Here is a 16,582-nt window from a genome sequence, read left to right as displayed (position 1 = left end):
CGTTCGGTCACGCGTCCAACCGGTTCCTTCATTATTCTCCCGGCAAGATTTGGTGGCATGTACGACGACGAGGAGCTCGCCGCCATCCGCGAGGCCCGGGAAGACTGGGAGGACGACAGCCTCGACCCCGTACTGGACGCGTACGGCGAGCGCAAGGAGCGGTTCGCGACCGTCTCCAACGTGGAAGTCGACCGCCTGTACACCCCAGAGGACGTCGCGGACCTCGACTACACCGAGGACCTCGGGTTCCCCGGGGAGTTCCCGTACACGCGCGGCGTCTACCCCACGGGCTACCGCGGCCGCACGTGGACGATGCGGCAGTTCGCGGGCTTCGGCACCGCCGAGGAGACCAACGAGCGCTTCCACTACCTCATCGACGAGGGCCAGACCGGCCTCTCGACGGCGTTCGACATGCCCTCCCTGATGGGCCTGGACAGCGACGACCCGATGAGCCTCGGCGAGGTCGGCAAGGAGGGCGTCGCCGTCGACACGCTCCGCGACATGGAGATCCTCTTCGACGGCATCGACCTCGCAGAGGTCTCCACGAGCTTCACCATCAACCCGAGCGCGCCCGTAATCTACGCGATGTACCTCGCGCTCGCCGACCGGCAGGGCGTCCCCCGCGAGGAGCTCCGGGGCACCCTCCAGAACGACATGCTCAAGGAGTTCATCGCGCAGAAGGAGTGGGTCGTCCCGCCGCAGCCGAGCCTCGATCTGGTGACGGACGTCGTGGAGTACTGCGCCGCGGAGACGCCGAAGTTCCACCCTATCTCGGTCTCGGGCTACCACATCCGGGAGGCGGGCTCGACCGCGGTCCAGGAGCTCGCGTTCACGCTCGCGGACGGGTTCGCGTACGTCGAGGACGCCCTCGACCGCGGGCTCGACGTCGACGAGTTCGCGCCCCAGCTCTCCTTCTTCTTCAACGCCCACAACTCCATCTTCGAGGAGATAGCGAAGTTCCGCGCCGCCCGTCGCATCTACGCGCGCGTGATGGACGAGCGCTACGACGCCGAGGCGGAGGCCTCCAAGCGCCTGAAGTTCCACACGCAGACCGCGGGCCAGAGCCTGACCGCCCAGCAGCCGAAGAACAACATCGCCCGCGTCACCCTCCAGGCGCTGGCGGCGGTGCTCGGCGGTTCCCAGAGCGTGCACACGAACTCCTTCGACGAGGCGCACGCGCTCCCCAGCGAGGACGCCGTCCGCGTGGCGCTGCGCACCCAGCAGATCATCGCCGAGGAGTCCGGCGCCGCCGACATCGTCGACCCGCTCGGCGGGAGCTTCGCCATCGAGGCGCTCACCGACGAGGTCGAGGAGGACGCGATGGCGTACATCGACGAGATCGAGGCGATGGGCGACGGCTCGATCCGGGACGGCGTGCTCGCGGGCATCGAGGAGGGGTACTTCCACCGCGAAATCCAGGAGGCCGCCTACGAGTACCAGTCCCGCGTCGACGACGGCGAGGAGACGGTCGTCGGCGTCAACAAATACGAGGTCGAGGAGGACACCAGCCCGGAGACGCTCCACGTCGACGAGGACGCCACCCGCGAGCGCCAGCTCGGCCGGCTAGAGGACGTCAAAGCCGAGCGCGACGACGACGCCGTCGAGGCCGCGCTGGAGGACCTCCGGGAAGCCGTCCGCAGCGACGAGAACACCGTCCCGTACATCGTCGACGCGGTGAAGGCGTACGCGACGATGGGCGAGATCATGCAGGTGTTCGAGGACGAGTTCGGCGGCTACCAGGAGACCGCGGCGGTCGCTTAGAGGTACGAGGAGTCCCAGCGGGTCGCCTTCCGCTTGTTGTCACAGGACTCGCACTGGATGCGCCCCATCGAGTTCATCGACGTGTCCAGTGACCCGCAGGCCGCGCAGTAGAACCCGTAGCGGCGCTGGCGGTCCTGCGTCCGGTAGGCCGCGTAGAACGGCGCTCTGGAGCCGCGCTCGCGCTCGTCGTAGGCCACGAAGACGGTGCCGTCCTCGACCTCGTGTTCTTCGGTGAGTTCGGCGGCGTTGCCCTCAGGGAGCTTCACGTAGAGGTGCTCGGTGTACGAGTCGCCGCCGATGTCGAGCGTGCGTTCGCCGGTGCGCGCGTAGCCGCTGGCCTGGTAGAACTCGTTGCCCTCCTCGTTGGCCGCGAGCACGCGACCCTCCACGCGGTTCGCAGTGCGCTCGAACAGCGCGGCCTCCGTGCGTTCGAGCAGCCGGCCGCCGAACCCGCGGCCGCGGTGGTCGGGATGGACGTGCAGCCACTGGATGGCCGCGACGCCGGCCGAAGAACCGCTGGCGTCGCCCTCGGGCTGGCGGACGTCGAGTTCGCTCTCCGAGAACGCGACCACTTCGTCGCCGTCGACGACCACGAGGTAGACGACGTCGTCGGCGTCGAGGCGGTCGTCGAGGCGGTCGCCGCCGTACCACTCCTCGGCGGCCGCGTCGACGATGTCGTCGCCGAGCTGGCCGGCGTACGTCGCTTCGAGGGATGCCTCCGCCACACGGCGGATGCCACTCGCGTCGTCGTGGGTTGCCTCGCGGACGTCCATGTCCGTGGTAGTCGTTCGCCACCCACTAATACCTACTCGCGAGTCCGAGTCAAGCGTCCGCGCGCTCGGAGACGTACGCGATGGCGAGCACGCCGACGCCGAGCAGGAGCCCGACCGAGACCATCCCGAACAGCGCGAGGTTCGGGCCGGTCAGCTGGAACGTAATCGGACCGACGGAGCCGGCGGCGGCGTCGCCCGACCCTTCGACGAGCGGGCCGGCGGGACCGCCGTTCCCGTAGACGATGACGCCGAGAACGTAGCCGAACAGCCCGGAGACGGCGACCGCCGAGACGTACATCCACAGCACCACTCGCCGGCCGCGCGTGTCGCGTTCGCTCACGCGCGACCGTAGGCGGCGGAGTGGGTAGCCTTTTGCGGTCTGCGCGCCAACCGACACAGTATGGAAGACAAGGAGCTCATGCTCGTCGTGCTGGCCGCCATCGCCTTCCTGATGTTCCTGACGGGCTTCGTGCTCGTCTTCGCGTAACGAAAAGAGCCGGCGACCGGGTCAGTCCGCTGACTGGCCGTCCTCGGGTTCGCCGCCGTCCGTCGCCGGGAGCGGAGCGTCGCGCTGGGTCTCGTACCACTCCCAGTCGTTCGTGAGCTGGTCGGTGTTCTCGAGGTTCCACGGGTCCGCGGAGTCGACGCGCTCCCCCTCCTTCCAGGAGACGACCATGTTCCACACCCAGAACAGGGTACTGATTGCGATGAGGAACGCGCCTACGGTCGCGAGCTGGTGAGCGGTGAGGAACCGCGGCAGGTAGGTGGCGTACCGCCGCGGCATGCCGCCGTAGCCGAGCCACAGCATCGCGAGGAAGGTGAGGTTCGAGCCGACGAGACCGAGCCAGAAGTGAGCGTGCGCGAGGCCCTTCTGGTACATGCGGCCGGTGACCATCGGGAACCAGTAGTAGGTGCCCGCGAACAGCGCGAACCCGATGGCGCCGTAGACGATGAAGTGGAAGTGGCCGACGACGTAGTAGGTGTCGTGGAGGATGAGGTCGACGGGGATGGCGGCGAGGAAGATGCCGGTGACGCCGCCGATGATGAAGTTCTGGACGAAGCCGATGCAGAACAGCATCGGCGCGGTGAGCCGGAGCTTGCCGTTCCACATGGTGGTGATCCAGTTGAACACCTTCACCGCCGACGGTATCGCAATCGCGAGTGACACCGCCATGAAGCTCGCCCGGAGGCGGGGGTCGATGCCGGTGGTGAACATGTGGTGGGCCCACACGCCGAACGAGAGGACGCCGATCGCGAGCGTGGAGTAGACGACGAACTTGAACCCGAACAGCTTCCGCCCCGAGAACTTCGGGAGGATGAGGCTGACGAGCCCCATCGGCGGCAGCACGAGGATGTACACCTCGGGGTGGCCGAAGAACCAGAATAGGTGCTGCCAGAGGATGGGGTCACCGCCCGACACGGTGAAGAACGTCGTCCCGAAGTTCCGGTCGAGCAGCAGCATGATGAGCGCGCTGCCGAGCAGCGGGAACGCGAACAGAATCAGCCCCGACTGCGTCAGCATCGTCCACGAGAAGATGTCGAGGTTCGGCCAGCCGACGTCGTCGCCGCGCTCGGTGAAGATGGTCGCGATGAAGTTGATCGCGCCCATCGTCGCCGAGACCCCCGTGAGGTGGAGGCCGAGCAGCATCATGTCGACCGCGGGGCTGGCCATCTCGATGGACAGCGGCGTGTACATCGTCCACGCGGTCTGGGCGGTCGCGACGCTCGGCAGCAGGAAGCCCGACCAGACGAGGATGGCGCCCGGCGGCAGCAGCCAGAACGCGATGGCGTTGATGCGCGGGAACGCCATGTCGTCGGCGCCGATCAGCAGCGGGATGAAGTAGTTCCCGAACGCCGCGATCATCGGCGTGCCGAACAGGAACAGCATCGTGATGCCGTGGCTGGTCAGCAGGCCGTTGTAGAACGAGGCGCTGATGATGTCGCTGCCGGGCGCGGCGAGCTCGATGCGCATCAGGAGCACGGCGAGGCCGCCCCAGACGAACGCGAGGGCGCCGTACGTGCCGTACAGGATGCCGATGTCCTTGTGGTCGACTGTCGTGAGCCACCGGACGATGCCGCCCGGCTTCTCTTCGTGGCCGTGTTCGGTGCGCTCCCCGAGCGCACCGCCCACGTCGCTGAGAGGCGTGTACGACCGCCAGTCCTCGAGACGAGCGAGGGACGCGGCGACCGCGACGAGAAGCACGCCCATCAGCACGGTTAGCACCAGTGATGACGAGGCCATGGACGATAGTCAGTTCCGGACCGTAAAGAAAGCTTAGGATTGGGCGCGCGAACGCGCGCCCCGAGAACCAGTGGAGGTGACGCCGGAGTTACGGACGGAACGTCGACAGGAATCGGTGGGCGGTCAGTGCTGCTCGTCGGCGTCGTGCTCGGCGTCCTCGTCGCCGGCCTCGATGCGTTTGGCGGAGACGTACGTGATGTGGGCGAGGCCGATGAAGGTCACGCCGACGATGCCGAACTGGAGCACCCGCTCCAGGGAGATGCCGCTCTCCCCCCACGGGTTCACGAGGATGAAACCGACGAAGAAGAACCCGAGGATGGCCAGCGGGACGATGTTGACCGTCAGGTCGAGGAGGGTGTCCTTGTCGAAGATGGTGGAGCTCATTGCCCCACAGTCGGAGCGGCGGACAAATATAGCTTGAGGATTCAGCGCGGCCCCGTCAGAGGCGACCGGTCTCGTAGAGGAACAGGGCGACTGCGCCAGCGGCGACGACGACGCCGGTGCCGGAGAGCGCGGCGGCGCGAGCGGTCGCAGTCGTGCCGGCGTAGAGGCCGGCGCCGAGGCCGGCGAAGACGGCGGCGACCGCGAACGCGGGCCGGTGCAGCGTCGCGGCGAACCCGGACTCCCGGACGATGCCGACGATGCTGCCCGCGAGCAGCACCAGCCCGCCGACGGCGACGGGGAGGAAGCCGTCGAAGAGGATACCGAGTTCGGAGATGACGAGGCCCAACACGAGCGGGATCGGCCAGGGGCTGGCGCGGGGGTACTGGTCGCTCAGTCCCTGCTCCGTTTGCTCGACCATACCCGGGGTTAGGGACGACGGGTAAGAAAGCCATCGCTTCCGCTCAGACGGCGACCACGGCGTACGTCATCAGGAAGCCGAAGTACAGCGCGACGAGGACGACGAGCGCGCGCAGGCGGAACGAGCGGATGTCCTCGGTCTCGCTGTGGTAGGCGTCCTCGTAGGCGGCTCGCTCGTCGTCGCCGAGGCTGTCGTAGTGTTCGAGGCCGCGGTGGAGCGCGCGCAGGCGCTCGCTGGGGAACGGCTCGCCGCAGTACGAACACCGGGGCGCGTCCGCGGGGGCGTCAGTCTTCCCGGTCATAGGAACGGTGGTTCGGCGGCGGGCTGGCCGATTATCCAGAGGCTGGTCATCGTGTAGAACACCATCACGAGCGTGAGCGCGTACTGGCTGCGGATCGCCTGCAGGCGGCCCGGGAGCTCGTCGTAGGCGGTGGCGTGGGCGACCCAGATGGCGAACAGGTGCCCGAGCAGCACCGTCGCGACGCCGACGCCGGAGAGCCACGACGGGAGTACGAGTGTGCGCGCGACCGGCGGGTCCAACGGCGCGAGCAGCGCGCCGAACAGCGACGGGGACAGCGACAGCGCGTACACGAGGTAGTGCGCGAGGTGGTAGCCGGCGGCGATGGCGAGCAGCGACGGCGCGAACCGGCGCGCGAGCACCGCTGTCTCGGTGTACGTCGGCGCGAAGTCGCGGGCCTTCCGCGCGGCCCACCAGTACAGCCGATGGAACGCGAGGAAGCCGACGAGCAGCGCGGCCGGGTAGAGGAGCTGTGGGGGAACGCCGGCGTCGACGGCCGCGCGAGCGAACGACGCCCACGCGGGCGTGCCGACGAACCCGTCGTAGGTCGTCCCCCAGACGAGCGCGACGACGAACGCGACCCCGCCGTCCGTGGTGACGACGCCGTCGGTCAGGCGCATCGCGGGCAGTCGGAGTTCGAGGCCGTCGTCCGCGCGCTGGATTGGCGCGACCGAGCCGTACATCGAGAACAGCCGCGAGAGCGGGGCGACTTCCGCGAACCACTGGTCGTGGCCGACCGCGAGGACGCCGGCAGTGGAGAGCGCGAGGTAGCCGACGGCGGCCGCCGCGAGCAGCCGCGGCTCGTCGGCGAGCGGGCTGACCACCTCGAACCAGACGAGCGCGAGCAGGAACGCCGTCGACGCCCACGCGGCGCGGCCCGGCGCCAGCGACACGCTCCGGTCGCCGAGCACGCGCGCGAGCGGCGCTGTCAGCGTGCGGAACGGGTTTATCGCGGGCCACGAGTTCCCGACGAGGTACGTGGACATCGCGAACGCCGCCCACCAGCCCACCCAGACGAGGACGATGGCGCCGTTCCGCAGCGGCTCCGTCGGCCCGACGAACCCGGTGAGCAGGATGAATCCGAACCCGGCGAGGCCGACGGCGTGGCCGACCCACGCGAGCGCGCGCCGCGGTGCCGGGAGGCGGCGGCGCCACTCGTGGACGGCGGCGACGAACCGGCGGTCGGTGACGAAGCTCGCGAGCAGGAACGACGCGCCGACGACGGCGCCGCCCGTCGAGAGGAACAGCCACGTCGGCACCGCGAGCTCCTGGCCGCTGGCGTCTCGGAGGCTGCCGCCGTGCGCGACGGCGACCCCGCAGACCGCGAGCAGGCCGACGACGCCACCGACGGCGCGCGCGCCGCGACGAGACATGTCCGGGCGTTCGCAGCGGCCCCTCCTGAGGATTGCGGTACGGCGCCGGCGCGGACGGAGTTGGATGGGTTTTTAGTATTCGCCCCGCAACTCGCTGGTATGACCGTCACGGACGACTCGACCGAGGACCACGGCCACCACCTGCCGGCCGTGGAGGACTGGCCGAAGGGGTTCGGCGAGGCCAGCTGGTGGCCGTTCGTCACCGCTATCGGCGCCGCGGGCTTCTACATCGGCGCCGCCCTGTACGTCCTGGGACAGAACGACACGCTTGGATTCGTCGGCCCGATGGTCGGGCCGGCCGTCTTCGTGGGGAGCGTCTTCGTCTTCCTCGCGGGCCTGTACGGCTGGGTCTACCACGCCTTCGTCAAGCACTTCTGGAGCCGGGAGAGCTCCGGCGGGAAGGCCCTGCGCTGGGGGATGCTACTGTTCCTCGGCACCGAGATAGCGACGTTCGGCGCCGGGTTCGTCTACTACTTCTTCGTCCGCGCTGGCGCCCAGTGGTCGGAGGCCGTCGGCGCCGTCCCCGACGGGTTCCTCGGAGTGCTCGTTCTCGCGAACACCGCCATCCTGGTGGTGTCGAGTATCACGATGCACTTCGCGCACGTCGCGCTGCGGAAGGGGAACCGCTCGCGGTTCCTCGGTCTGCTCGTCACGACGCTCGTACTCGGCGTCGTGTTCATCGGCGGCCAGATCTACGAGTACTACGAGTTCATCGTCCACGAGGGGCTGACGCTCTCGGGCGGCGTCTTCGAGAGCGCGTTCTTCGGGCTGACCGGCCTCCACGGCCTCCACGTCTCGCTGGGCGCGGTGCTCCTGGCCATCGTCACCGTGCGCGCGTTCAAGGGCCAGTACTCCCACGAGCGGGACACCTCGGTCACCACCGTCTCGATGTACTGGCACTTCGTCGACGCCGTCTGGATCTTCCTCGTCGTCGTGCTGTACGCGGGCGCCGTCGTCAGCTTCTAACCGCCCGCTGCTGACCGCAGTCCTTTTTCGCCGTCCGCCGCGAACGCCGAGTCGTGACCGTCGACGCCGACAGACTGCGCTCGCTCGTGGACGCGCCCGTCGTCCACCGCGAGTCGGTCCCGAGCACGAACGACATCGCACGCGCGGAGGGGAGAGACGGCGCGGCCCACGGCACGTTCGTCGTCGCCGACGAGCAGACGGCGGGCCGCGGCCGCACCGGGAACACGTGGGCGTCCCCGCCGGGCGGCGTCTGGTCGAGTACGCTCGTCCGCCCGAGTTTCGACGCGAGCCACGTCGGCCGCCTCACGTTCGCTGGCGGGCTCGCGGCCGCCGAGACGGCCGAGGAATCCGGCGTGGACGTCGACCTGAAGTGGCCGAACGACGTGGTCGTCGGCGGCGACGCGCGGAAGCTCTGCGGCGTGCTCACCGAAGCCGTCGTCGACGAAGTGCCGGTCGCCGGGAAGCCGGTCGACGAGGTGCTGCCGGGCACGGACCCCGCGGACGCCGAGCTGTCGTTCGCGGTGCTCGGTATCGGCGTGAACGCGGACCTCGACCCGGGCGACCTCGACGTTGACCGCGACGTGACGACACTCCGGGCAGAGACCGGCGACGTGGACGCGACCGACGTGGCGGCGACGCTGCACGAGCGGCTGCTCGCGTGGGTCGAGACGGTGGCGACCGACGACGGGTTCGCGGACGCGCTGGACGCGTGGCGGGAGCGCTCCGCGACGCTCGGCAAGCGCGTCCGCGTCGAGACCCGCGACGGCGGGACTGTCGTCGGCGAGGCGACGGGCGTCACGTCCCGCGGCGCGCTCGTCGTCGAGACGGCCGATGGACGCGTAGACGTGACCGAAGGCGAGTGCAGCCGGCTGCGGCGCGCGTAGCTACGGGGCGGCGAGACAGCGACGAGAACGAGTGGACTGCGAGAAACTGCGAGCGGTCAGTTGTCGCCGGAGCCGACGCTCGTGTTCTCCGGGTCCTCGACCCACTCCTGGTACTTGTCCTCCTCCACGACGATGATCTCACCGAGCATCTCCGAGTGGCCCTGTCCGCAGAACTCCGCGCAGTAGAGCTGGTAGGTACCCTTCTCGTTGACCTCCGTGATGAGGTAGTTGGTCTGACCCGGAACCGCGTCGGCCTTCAGGCCGATTTCGGGCGCGTGGAACGCGTGAATCACGTCCGCGGACTCCGTGCGTATCACGAGCTTCGTGTCCTCCGGGACCACCATCGGTTGGTTGCCGTAGTCGACGTCACCGGTGGCCGTGCCGGAGCTCACCGTGAGGTTCTCCTCGGGGTACTCGTAGTTCCAGAACCACTGGACGCCGACGGCGTCGACGACGACCGTGTCGTCCTCGGCCATCGCTTCCTGGGCGTCGGCCTGCGTGGCGGTGACGGTCGGCTGAGCCATCACGCCGTACGCCGCGACGCCGACGAACAGGAGGACGACGGCGGTGGCGACTGTCCACGTGATTTCGAGCCGGCGGTTCTCCTTGGTCGGCTTCGCTTCGTCGTTGTTCCGGAACTTCCACACCGTGTAGACGAGGATGCCCTCGACGAGCAGGGTGATGGGGAGCGCAGCCGCGAGCATCGTCCGGTTCAGGCTCCGGATGAGACTCTCGGTCACCGACTGGTACTGCTGGGCAGCGACCGGGTCCGCGAACGCGGCGAGGAAGCCGACGGCGGCGACGAGAACGGTTGCGAGCCGCTTGCCTCTCATGTTGTCGTGTGGTTCGGAGTGGTTCCATAAATAGGTGCTGAATCGGGGCGTCGGCGAGTCGGACAGGCTAAGTGGGAGCCGTTGTAACCCCCCGAAGAGAGACGTTCGTGACTCGAAACATCCCCGACCGGTTCACGGCGGTGCTCGCGGCGGCCGCAATGGGCGTCTACACGCTGCTCGTCGTCGGCGCGACGTCCGCACTGACGGACGCGGCCGCGGCGTGCCAGTCGTGGCCGGCCTGCGACGGACGCTGGTACGCCCTCGACTCAGTCTCGCTGGCCGTCGTCTGGGGCCACCGCACGGCCGCCGTAATCACCGGCGTGCTCGTGCTCGCAGCCGCGGTGCTGGCGTGGCGCCAGGAGACTTCCGGCCGCGTCCGCGCCGCGGTCACCATCGCACTCGCCGCCTACCCCGTCCAGGTGGCGGTCGGCGCGCTCACGGCGACGTCGCCGGGGTCGGCCGCGCTCGGCGGCGCGCACCTCGCGCTCGGCGTGCTCATCTTCGCCGGCCTGGTCGCCGCGCTCGCGTGGACGCTGGAAGCCCAGACCGGCCACCTGCCCTCCGTGGAGTGGGAGGGCGAGCCGAAAGGCGACGACGGCGACGACAGCGTCCCCGCGTCCGGCCCGCTGGCGACCGCGTACGCGTACTTCCGGCTGACGAAGCCGCGGCTGATGTGGCTGCTCTGCCTGGTCGCCGCGGCCGGCATGGCGCTGGCGGCGGGTCCGAGCCTCCGCGTCGAGACGATCGCGCTGACGCTCGGCGGCGGCGTGCTCGCCATCGGCGCGTCCGGGACCTTCAACCACGTGCTCGAACGCGAGAAGGACCGGAAGATGTCCCGCACGGACGACCGCCCGCTCGCGAACGACCGCATCCCGAAGCGCAACGCGATCGCGTTCGGCGTGACGCTGGCAGCGGCGTCGCTGGCCGCGTTCTACAGCGTGAACCCGCTGACCGCGGCGCTCGGGTTCACCGCCATCGTGTTCTACTCCGTCGTCTACACGCTCGTGCTGAAGCCGAACACCCGTCAGAGCACGGTCATCGGCGGCGCCGCGGGCGCGCTCCCCGCGCTCATCGGCTGGGCCGCCGTCACCGGCGACGTGGGCGTCGCGGGGCTGGCGCTCGCGGCGGTCATCTTCCTGTGGACGCCCGCGCACTTCTACAACCTCGCGCTGGCGTACAAGGACGACTACGAGCGCGGCGGCTTCCCGCTGATGCCGGTCGTCAGCGGCGAATCCACCACCCGGAAGCACATCGTCTACTACCTCGGCGCGACGCTCGTCTCCGCGGTGGCGCTCTCGGAGTTCGCCGGCCTCGGCGTGCTGTACGCGGCGACGACGGTCGTCTTCGGCGCCGTGTTCCTGTACGCCGCAGTTCGGCTGCACCGCGAACGCGACCGGAGCGCAGCGATGCGCGCGTTCCACGCGTCGAACGCCTACCTCGGCTGCCTGCTCGTGGCGGTCGTCGTGGACGCGATGGTGGTCTGAGTGGGGGCGTCAGTGTCGCTCTCGCCGGGCCGGTTCGTGCCGACGCGGAAGGCGCTGCTGTACGCCGCACTGATACTCAACGGCGAGCTCGCCGTCGTGCTGTTGTACTTCGCGGTGGCGTCGTCGGTCGCGACCGACCCCGTGGTGCTGGCGTACCCGTTCGTCTGGATCAACGCCTCCATCTGGGCGGCCTGGCGGGTGGATTTGCCCGACGCGCCGCCACGACAGCGCCTGCTCGCGCTCGGCGTCGCGCTCGCGTACTTCCTCGTGCTCGGCGGCGTCGGCGGGCTGTACATGTTCCACGGCGCCGACCTCGGCGCGCGGGTCTCGTGGCTCTCCCCGGGCTGGGGTCCCGCGCTCCTCTACAGCGGCGCCGGGTTCACCGTCAGCCTGCTGCCGTTCAAGGTGATCGGGTACGCGACGCTGGCGTACCTCGTCGCAGCGACCGTCCTCGACGCCGCGAAGACCGGCGCCGCGGGCTTCCTCGGGCTGTTCGCGTGCGTGAGCTGTACGTGGCCGGTCGCCGCGACCGTGTTCACGGGCGCGTTCGGCAGCGCGTCAGCGGTCGCGTCCGCGGCGCAGAACGACCCGTACGGCCTCTCCACCGTGGTGTTCGTCTCCTCCGTGCTGTTGCTCGTCTGGCGGCCGACCCGGTAGCCGGCCGCGTTCCGCAGTGCTTTACGTCCGCGCCCGCCGACTCCCAGGTATGACTCCCGCAGTCGTCGCCGAGGACGTACACAAGGCCTACGGCGACACCGCCGCGGTCGACGGCGTCTCGCTGTCCGTCGACGAGGGCGAGGTGTTCGCGCTCGTCGGACCGAACGGCGCGGGCAAGACGACGCTCGTGCGCTGCCTCACGGGCACGACGAACCCGGACAGCGGCAGCGTGGAACTGCTCGGCGACGAGCCAGGCGAGGCCAACGACCAGCGCGTCGGCCTGCTCCCGCAGGACTTCTCCCCGCCGGACCGCCTCACCGCGGGCGAACTGGTCGGCTACTACGCCGGCCTCTACGACGACGCCCGCGACCCCGACGCGGTGCTCGCGGAGGTCGGCCTCGACCCCGACACGGAGACGTGGTACGGCGACCTCTCGGGCGGCGAACAGCGCCGCGCGTGCGTCGCCGCAGCGCTCGTGAACGCCCCGGACGTGCTGTTCCTCGACGAGCCGACGACAGCCGTCGACCCCGCGGGGCGGCGCGCGCTCTGGCGCGTGTTCGAGGGGCTCGCGGACTCGGGAACGACCATCTTCCTCACCACGCACGACATGGCCGAGGCCGAGCGCCTCGCCGACCGCGTCGCGCTGCTCGCCGACGGGAAGGTCGCCGCGACCGGGACCCCCAGAGAACTGGTCGCCGAGCACGGCGGCCGACCGCGACTCGTCGTCGAACTCCCGGAGGGATCCGCGGAGTCCCCCGACGTGCCGGGCTTCGACCCCGAGAGTACACGAGAGGGGCTCGTCTTCTCCGGCGTCGCGCCAGAGGCCATCGGCGAGGTCGTCGCGGCGCTCGACGACGCCGGCGTCGACTTCGAGGCGCTGTCGTGGCGCGAGCCGACGCTCGAGGACGCGTACCTCGCGCTCGCCGGCGACGTCGAGGGCGCGGAGGTGCGGCGATGAGCCGGCTCGCCCGCATTCGTGCGGAAGCGACGGCGACCTACCGGACGTTCCTCCGGCGGCGGACGGCGGTGTTCTTCACGTTCTTCTTCCCGGTGTTGCTCATCGTCATCTTCGCCGGCCTCGTCCGCACGACCTCGGGCAGCGGCGGCCTGTTCACGGAGCCGACCGCGTACTACGTGCCGGCGTACCTCGCGACCGTCGTGCTGTTCACGCCGCTGTCGCGGGTCGGCAGCACGGTCGCGCGCCACCGCGAGGGGAACCGCTTCGAGAAGCTGTCGACGACACCGCTGACGCGCGCGGAGTGGCTGGCCGCGCACACGCTCGTGAACGTCGCGCTCATCGCGGCGGCGTCGGCCGTACTGCTGGTCGCGCTGCTCGCGACTGGCGCGTCGTTCGCGCTCTCGCCGTGGCTCGCGGTGCTCGTGCCCGCCACGTCCGTGGTGTTCTGCGGCGTCGGCGCGGTCATCGGGAGCTACGCGGACGGCCAGGACGGCGCCATCGCCGCGAGCAACGGCATCGCCTTGCCCGTGCTCTTCCTCTCGGAGACGTTCGTCCAGCCGGAGCTGTTCCCCGCGTGGTTCCGGCCCGTCGTCGACCTCTCGCCGCTCGCGTACTTCGCGCGGGGCGTCCGCGCGGCGACGTACTCGGGCGGGGACGTGACGACGAACGCGGCCGTCGTCGTCGTGCTCGCGGTGGTCGCGTTCGCCGTCGGCACGCTCGCGATTCCGTGGACGGAGTGAGCGCTACTCCACGAACCCGGTGCTGTCGGCGGCTTTGGCGACGCCGGCGACGAGAAAGAGCGCGACGGCGACGGCGCTGACGCCGACCCACAGCGTGAACGCGAGGCCGGCGAGCGCGCCCGACAGGACCCACTGGGAGACGCCGAGCGGCACCGCGAGCACCGCGGCGACGGCGCCAGTGCGCGAGGCGACGGACTGCGCTTGCGCGACGCGGAGCGCGGTCGCGTCCGGCGACGGCTCGGCGGTCGGCCGGACGACGTCGTCCGCGCCCTCACCGGAGACGAACGTCGTGTTCCAGCAGCGCTCGCACGGCGGCTCGGGGTCGGGCTGCCGGGTGCCGCAGGCCTTGCACCGCCACACCTGCTCGTCGTCCGCGTCGCCGTCCATGCTGGCGTCCTCTCGCAATTCGCCGCGCAAGTAGCTGTCGATGCCCCCGCGTTCACACACGAATTACTGCCGACTCGACAACCGACACAGGGTGGGAATGAAAGGGGCGGCGGGCTCGCGTTTGCGTGGTCGTCTCGCGGACCACTATCTGCGAGCGCAGCGAGCAGATATGTCCACGAGCGACCGCGAGCCCGCCGGGGCTTTCGAAGAAGCGTAGCCGTCAGAGGAACGAGCGTCGCTGGGGAACAGGTCTAGCGCGGGACCCAGGAGTAGACGTGGTTGAGCATCCAGTAGGTGACGACACCCAAAAACAGCGACAGCGACCACGCGGCGACCGCGATGCGGCCGTACTTGGCGTGACTGGTCTCCCGGAGCTCTGCCGGCGTGTGCGTCAGCCCGAGCGTAATCGCGTAGAGGACGACGGGGACGGCGACGACGGAGAGGAAGATGTGGACGGCGAGCATGAGGAGGTAGAGAATCTCGACGATGCCGGCGTAAGCGGCGAGGAGCTGGCCTTCCTCGATGACGATGGACTTCTCGAAGCCGCCGCCGACTTTCCAGAGGTAGAGCACGAGGAACACGCAGATGAGCGCGAACGCGGTGAGCATGGCGGCCCGGTGCTTGTCGACGTCGCCGCGGCGGATGAACACCGCGCCGGCGAGCAGGGCGGTGAGCGCGAGCGTGTTCACGACGGCGATGGCGTCCGAGAACAGGAGCACGGTCTCGTCCGACAGCGGCGGGAACAGCGGGACGACGCCGGAGAAGGCGGCGGCGACGAGCGCGTACCCGACGACCGAGAGGACGACGGTGACGCGTCGCGGGTGGGCTCGCGCGTACTCGGAGACGGAAGTCATGCGCGGTGGTTGGGACGCGCCCACCAACCCGTTTTCGTTTCCTGTGGCGCGGGCCGGTTCCCGCGCACCGCCGACGCCGTGGTGCAACCGGAGTTTGGATAGCGCAAGCAGAACTGTAATAGAAGTCCGTTAGAGTAAAACGCGTATGTGGCAACTTCTCGAACATGAGCCACGAATCCCAGCGGAACATCCGGTGCCTGGTGGCCAAAGTCGGACTCGACGGCCACGACCGGGGCGCCCACGTCATCACGCGGGCGTTCCGCGACGCCGGGTTCGAGGTCATCTACTCCGGGCTCCACAAGGCCCCCGAGGAGATCGTGCAGGCGACGGTCCAGGAGGACGTCGACGTGCTCGGCATCTCCATCCTCTCGGGCGCGCACAACACGCTCGTCCCGAAGATCGTCGAGGGCCTACAGGAGTACGACGCCTTCGAGGACACCCTCATCATCGTCGGCGGCATCATCCCCGACGAGGACCGCGACGGCCTGCGGGAGGCTGGCGTGGACGCCATCTTCGGGCCGGGGACGCCGATGGAGGAGACCATCGAGTTCATCCGGGGGAACGTCAAGCGGCGTGACTGAGATGGCCGCCCAGGACGCCCCCGAACTCGTCGACGAGCTGCTCGCCGGGAAACACCGGGCGCTCGCGCGCACCATCACGCGAATCGAGAACCGGTCGTCGGGCTACCGCGACCTCGTCGCCGCGCTCTACCCGCACACGGGGAACGCGGACGTGATCGGTATCACGGGCAGCCCGGGCTCCGGGAAGTCGACGCTCGTGGACAAGATGGCGGCGGCGTACCGCGACCAGGAGCTCACCGTCGGCGTCATCGCCGTCGACCCGTCGTCGCCGTTCACGGGCGGCGCGGTGCTCGGCGACCGCATCCGGATGGCCTCGACGGCGACGGACATGGACGTGTTCTTCCGGTCGATGTCCGCTCGGGGGAGCCTCGGCGGACTGTCGACCGCGACCGCGGACGCCGTGAAGGCCCTCGACGCGTTCGGGAAGGACAAGATCATCATCGAAACCGTGGGCGCCGGCCAGAACGAGGTCGACGTGGTGAAGACCGCGGACACGGTCGCGGTGCTCGTGCCACCGTCATCCGGCGACGACGTCCAGATGCTGAAGGCGGGCATCCTCGAAATCGGGGACGTGTTCGTCGTGAACAAGGCCGACCTCGCCGGCGCGGACAAGACCGTCACCGAGCTCAAGAACATGCTCGACATGCGCGACGCCGAGCCCGGCGACTGGACGCCGCGGGTCGTCGAGACGGTCGCGAACAGCGGCGAAGGAGTGAGTGACTTCCTCGACGTGCTCGGCGAGCACGCGGGCTGGCTCGACGAGTCGGGCCGCCGCGAGGACAAGCGCTACCAGCGCCACGCCGAGGAGCTCCGGAACCTCCTGCGGGAGGACGCGAGCGAACTCATCGAGGACGAGCTCGACGCGCGCGGCGGCGTGGACCAGCTCGTCGAGCGCATCGACGCGGGCGAGACGACGCCGTACGACGTCGCCGACGACGTCGTCGGGCCGCTCGCGGACTGTCTGGACGAGCGCCGGGACTGATTCTGTC

19 protein-coding genes are annotated in these 16,582 nt (G+C 69.6%); 9 read left to right on the top strand and 10 right to left on the bottom strand.

Annotated features, from left to right (window positions below; translation table 11 throughout):
* Positions 1 to 57: 57 nt before the first annotated feature.
* Complete coding sequence (locus tag G9C83_RS04570) at positions 58 to 1,761, top strand: methylmalonyl-CoA mutase family protein (RefSeq protein WP_167244924.1); 1,704 nt, start codon at positions 58 to 60, stop codon at positions 1,759 to 1,761.
* On the opposite strand, the gene G9C83_RS04565 is transcribed toward G9C83_RS04570, so the two are convergent.
* The 7 genes from G9C83_RS04565 to G9C83_RS04535 all read right to left on the bottom strand — a co-directional run bounded on the left by G9C83_RS04565 (position 1,758) and on the right by G9C83_RS04535 (position 7,249).
* A complete protein-coding gene (locus tag G9C83_RS04565) occupies positions 1,758 to 2,534 on the bottom strand; it encodes a GNAT family N-acetyltransferase (RefSeq protein WP_167244923.1) in 777 nt (258 codons plus the stop codon). The two genes, G9C83_RS04570 and G9C83_RS04565, sit on opposite strands and share 4 nt — an antisense overlap.
* Before the next feature lie 49 nt (positions 2,535 to 2,583).
* A complete protein-coding gene (locus G9C83_RS04560; protein ID WP_167244922.1) occupies positions 2,584 to 2,874 on the bottom strand; it encodes a hypothetical protein in 291 nt (96 codons plus the stop codon).
* A gap of 168 nt (positions 2,875 to 3,042) precedes the next feature.
* Positions 3,043 to 4,776: a cytochrome c oxidase subunit I gene (gene ctaD / locus G9C83_RS04555; protein WP_208288415.1), complete on the bottom strand. Its 1,734-nt coding sequence runs from the start codon at positions 4,774 to 4,776 to the stop codon at positions 3,043 to 3,045.
* A 123-nt stretch (positions 4,777 to 4,899) separates the two neighbouring features.
* Complete coding sequence (locus G9C83_RS04550) at positions 4,900 to 5,160, bottom strand: DUF6684 family protein (protein ID WP_167244921.1); 261 nt, start codon at positions 5,158 to 5,160, stop codon at positions 4,900 to 4,902.
* 55 nt (positions 5,161 to 5,215) lie between these two features.
* The gene (locus G9C83_RS04545; RefSeq protein WP_167244920.1) at positions 5,216 to 5,578 is read right to left on the bottom strand and encodes a hypothetical protein; all 363 of its coding nucleotides are present in this window, start codon (positions 5,576 to 5,578) and stop codon (positions 5,216 to 5,218) included.
* A gap of 43 nt (positions 5,579 to 5,621) precedes the next feature.
* On the bottom strand, positions 5,622 to 5,879 hold the full coding sequence (locus G9C83_RS04540; protein ID WP_167244919.1) for a C2H2-type zinc finger protein: 258 nt from the start codon (positions 5,877 to 5,879) through the stop codon (positions 5,622 to 5,624).
* On the bottom strand, positions 5,876 to 7,249 hold the full coding sequence (locus G9C83_RS04535) for a hypothetical protein (RefSeq protein ID WP_167244918.1): 1,374 nt from the start codon (positions 7,247 to 7,249) through the stop codon (positions 5,876 to 5,878). The genes G9C83_RS04540 and G9C83_RS04535 overlap by 4 nt, the downstream gene beginning before the upstream one ends.
* Positions 7,250 to 7,348: 99 nt before the next feature.
* Here G9C83_RS04535 and G9C83_RS04530 point away from each other — a divergent pair, with 99 nt between their 5' ends.
* Positions 7,349 to 8,215 (top strand): heme-copper oxidase subunit III, encoded by an 867-nt coding sequence (locus G9C83_RS04530; protein ID WP_167244917.1) that lies wholly within the window; start codon positions 7,349 to 7,351, stop codon positions 8,213 to 8,215.
* A gap of 53 nt (positions 8,216 to 8,268) precedes the next feature.
* Complete coding sequence (locus tag G9C83_RS04525; protein ID WP_167244916.1) at positions 8,269 to 9,099, top strand: biotin--[acetyl-CoA-carboxylase] ligase; 831 nt, start codon at positions 8,269 to 8,271, stop codon at positions 9,097 to 9,099.
* 56 nt (positions 9,100 to 9,155) lie between these two features.
* Here G9C83_RS04525 and coxB read toward each other — a convergent pair whose 3' ends face one another.
* Entirely contained in the window at positions 9,156 to 9,932 is a 777-nt protein-coding gene (coxB, locus tag G9C83_RS04520; protein WP_167244915.1) for a cytochrome c oxidase subunit II, read from the bottom strand.
* Positions 9,933 to 10,090: 158 nt separating this feature from the next.
* Here coxB and cyoE point away from each other — a divergent pair, with 158 nt between their 5' ends.
* Genes cyoE through G9C83_RS04500 form a run of 4 tightly spaced genes read left to right on the top strand, consistent with a single transcriptional unit; the run spans position 10,091 to position 13,771 of the window.
* Positions 10,091 to 11,416 (top strand): heme o synthase, encoded by a 1,326-nt coding sequence (gene cyoE, locus G9C83_RS04515; RefSeq protein WP_167245683.1) that lies wholly within the window; start codon positions 10,091 to 10,093, stop codon positions 11,414 to 11,416.
* Complete coding sequence (locus tag G9C83_RS04510) at positions 11,417 to 12,073, top strand: ABC transporter ATP-binding protein (RefSeq protein ID WP_347877773.1); 657 nt, start codon at positions 11,417 to 11,419, stop codon at positions 12,071 to 12,073.
* Positions 12,074 to 12,122: 49 nt separating this feature from the next.
* Positions 12,123 to 13,031: an ABC transporter ATP-binding protein gene (locus G9C83_RS04505; protein WP_167244914.1), complete on the top strand. Its 909-nt coding sequence runs from the start codon at positions 12,123 to 12,125 to the stop codon at positions 13,029 to 13,031.
* Positions 13,028 to 13,771, top strand: coding sequence for an ABC transporter permease (locus G9C83_RS04500; RefSeq protein WP_167244913.1), 744 nt, complete (start codon positions 13,028 to 13,030; stop codon positions 13,769 to 13,771). Before G9C83_RS04505 ends, G9C83_RS04500 begins: the two co-directional genes overlap by 4 nt.
* 3 nt (positions 13,772 to 13,774) lie before the next feature.
* Here the strand turns inward: G9C83_RS04500 and G9C83_RS04495 are convergent, their stop codons facing one another.
* Complete coding sequence (locus G9C83_RS04495; protein ID WP_167244912.1) at positions 13,775 to 14,218, bottom strand: hypothetical protein; 444 nt, start codon at positions 14,216 to 14,218, stop codon at positions 13,775 to 13,777.
* Between the two features lie 191 nt (positions 14,219 to 14,409).
* Positions 14,410 to 15,012 (bottom strand): DUF420 domain-containing protein, encoded by a 603-nt coding sequence (locus tag G9C83_RS04490; protein WP_167244911.1) that lies wholly within the window; start codon positions 15,010 to 15,012, stop codon positions 14,410 to 14,412.
* A 164-nt stretch (positions 15,013 to 15,176) separates the two neighbouring features.
* Between G9C83_RS04490 and G9C83_RS04485 the strand changes: the two genes are divergently transcribed.
* Both G9C83_RS04485 and meaB read left to right on the top strand, forming a co-directional pair.
* Positions 15,177 to 15,593: a cobalamin B12-binding domain-containing protein gene (locus tag G9C83_RS04485; RefSeq protein ID WP_167244910.1), complete on the top strand. Its 417-nt coding sequence runs from the start codon at positions 15,177 to 15,179 to the stop codon at positions 15,591 to 15,593.
* Position 15,594: 1 nt separating this feature from the next.
* A complete protein-coding gene (meaB, locus tag G9C83_RS04480) occupies positions 15,595 to 16,575 on the top strand; it encodes a methylmalonyl Co-A mutase-associated GTPase MeaB (RefSeq protein WP_167245681.1) in 981 nt (326 codons plus the stop codon).
* Positions 16,576 to 16,582: the final 7 nt, after the last annotated feature.

Source organism: Halobacterium sp. R2-5 (genome assembly GCF_011734195.1).
GTDB lineage: Archaea > Halobacteriota > Halobacteria > Halobacteriales > Halobacteriaceae > Halobacterium.
The sequence above is the reverse complement of the archived record's forward strand: the minus strand, read 5'-3'. Positions and strand labels throughout refer to the sequence as shown.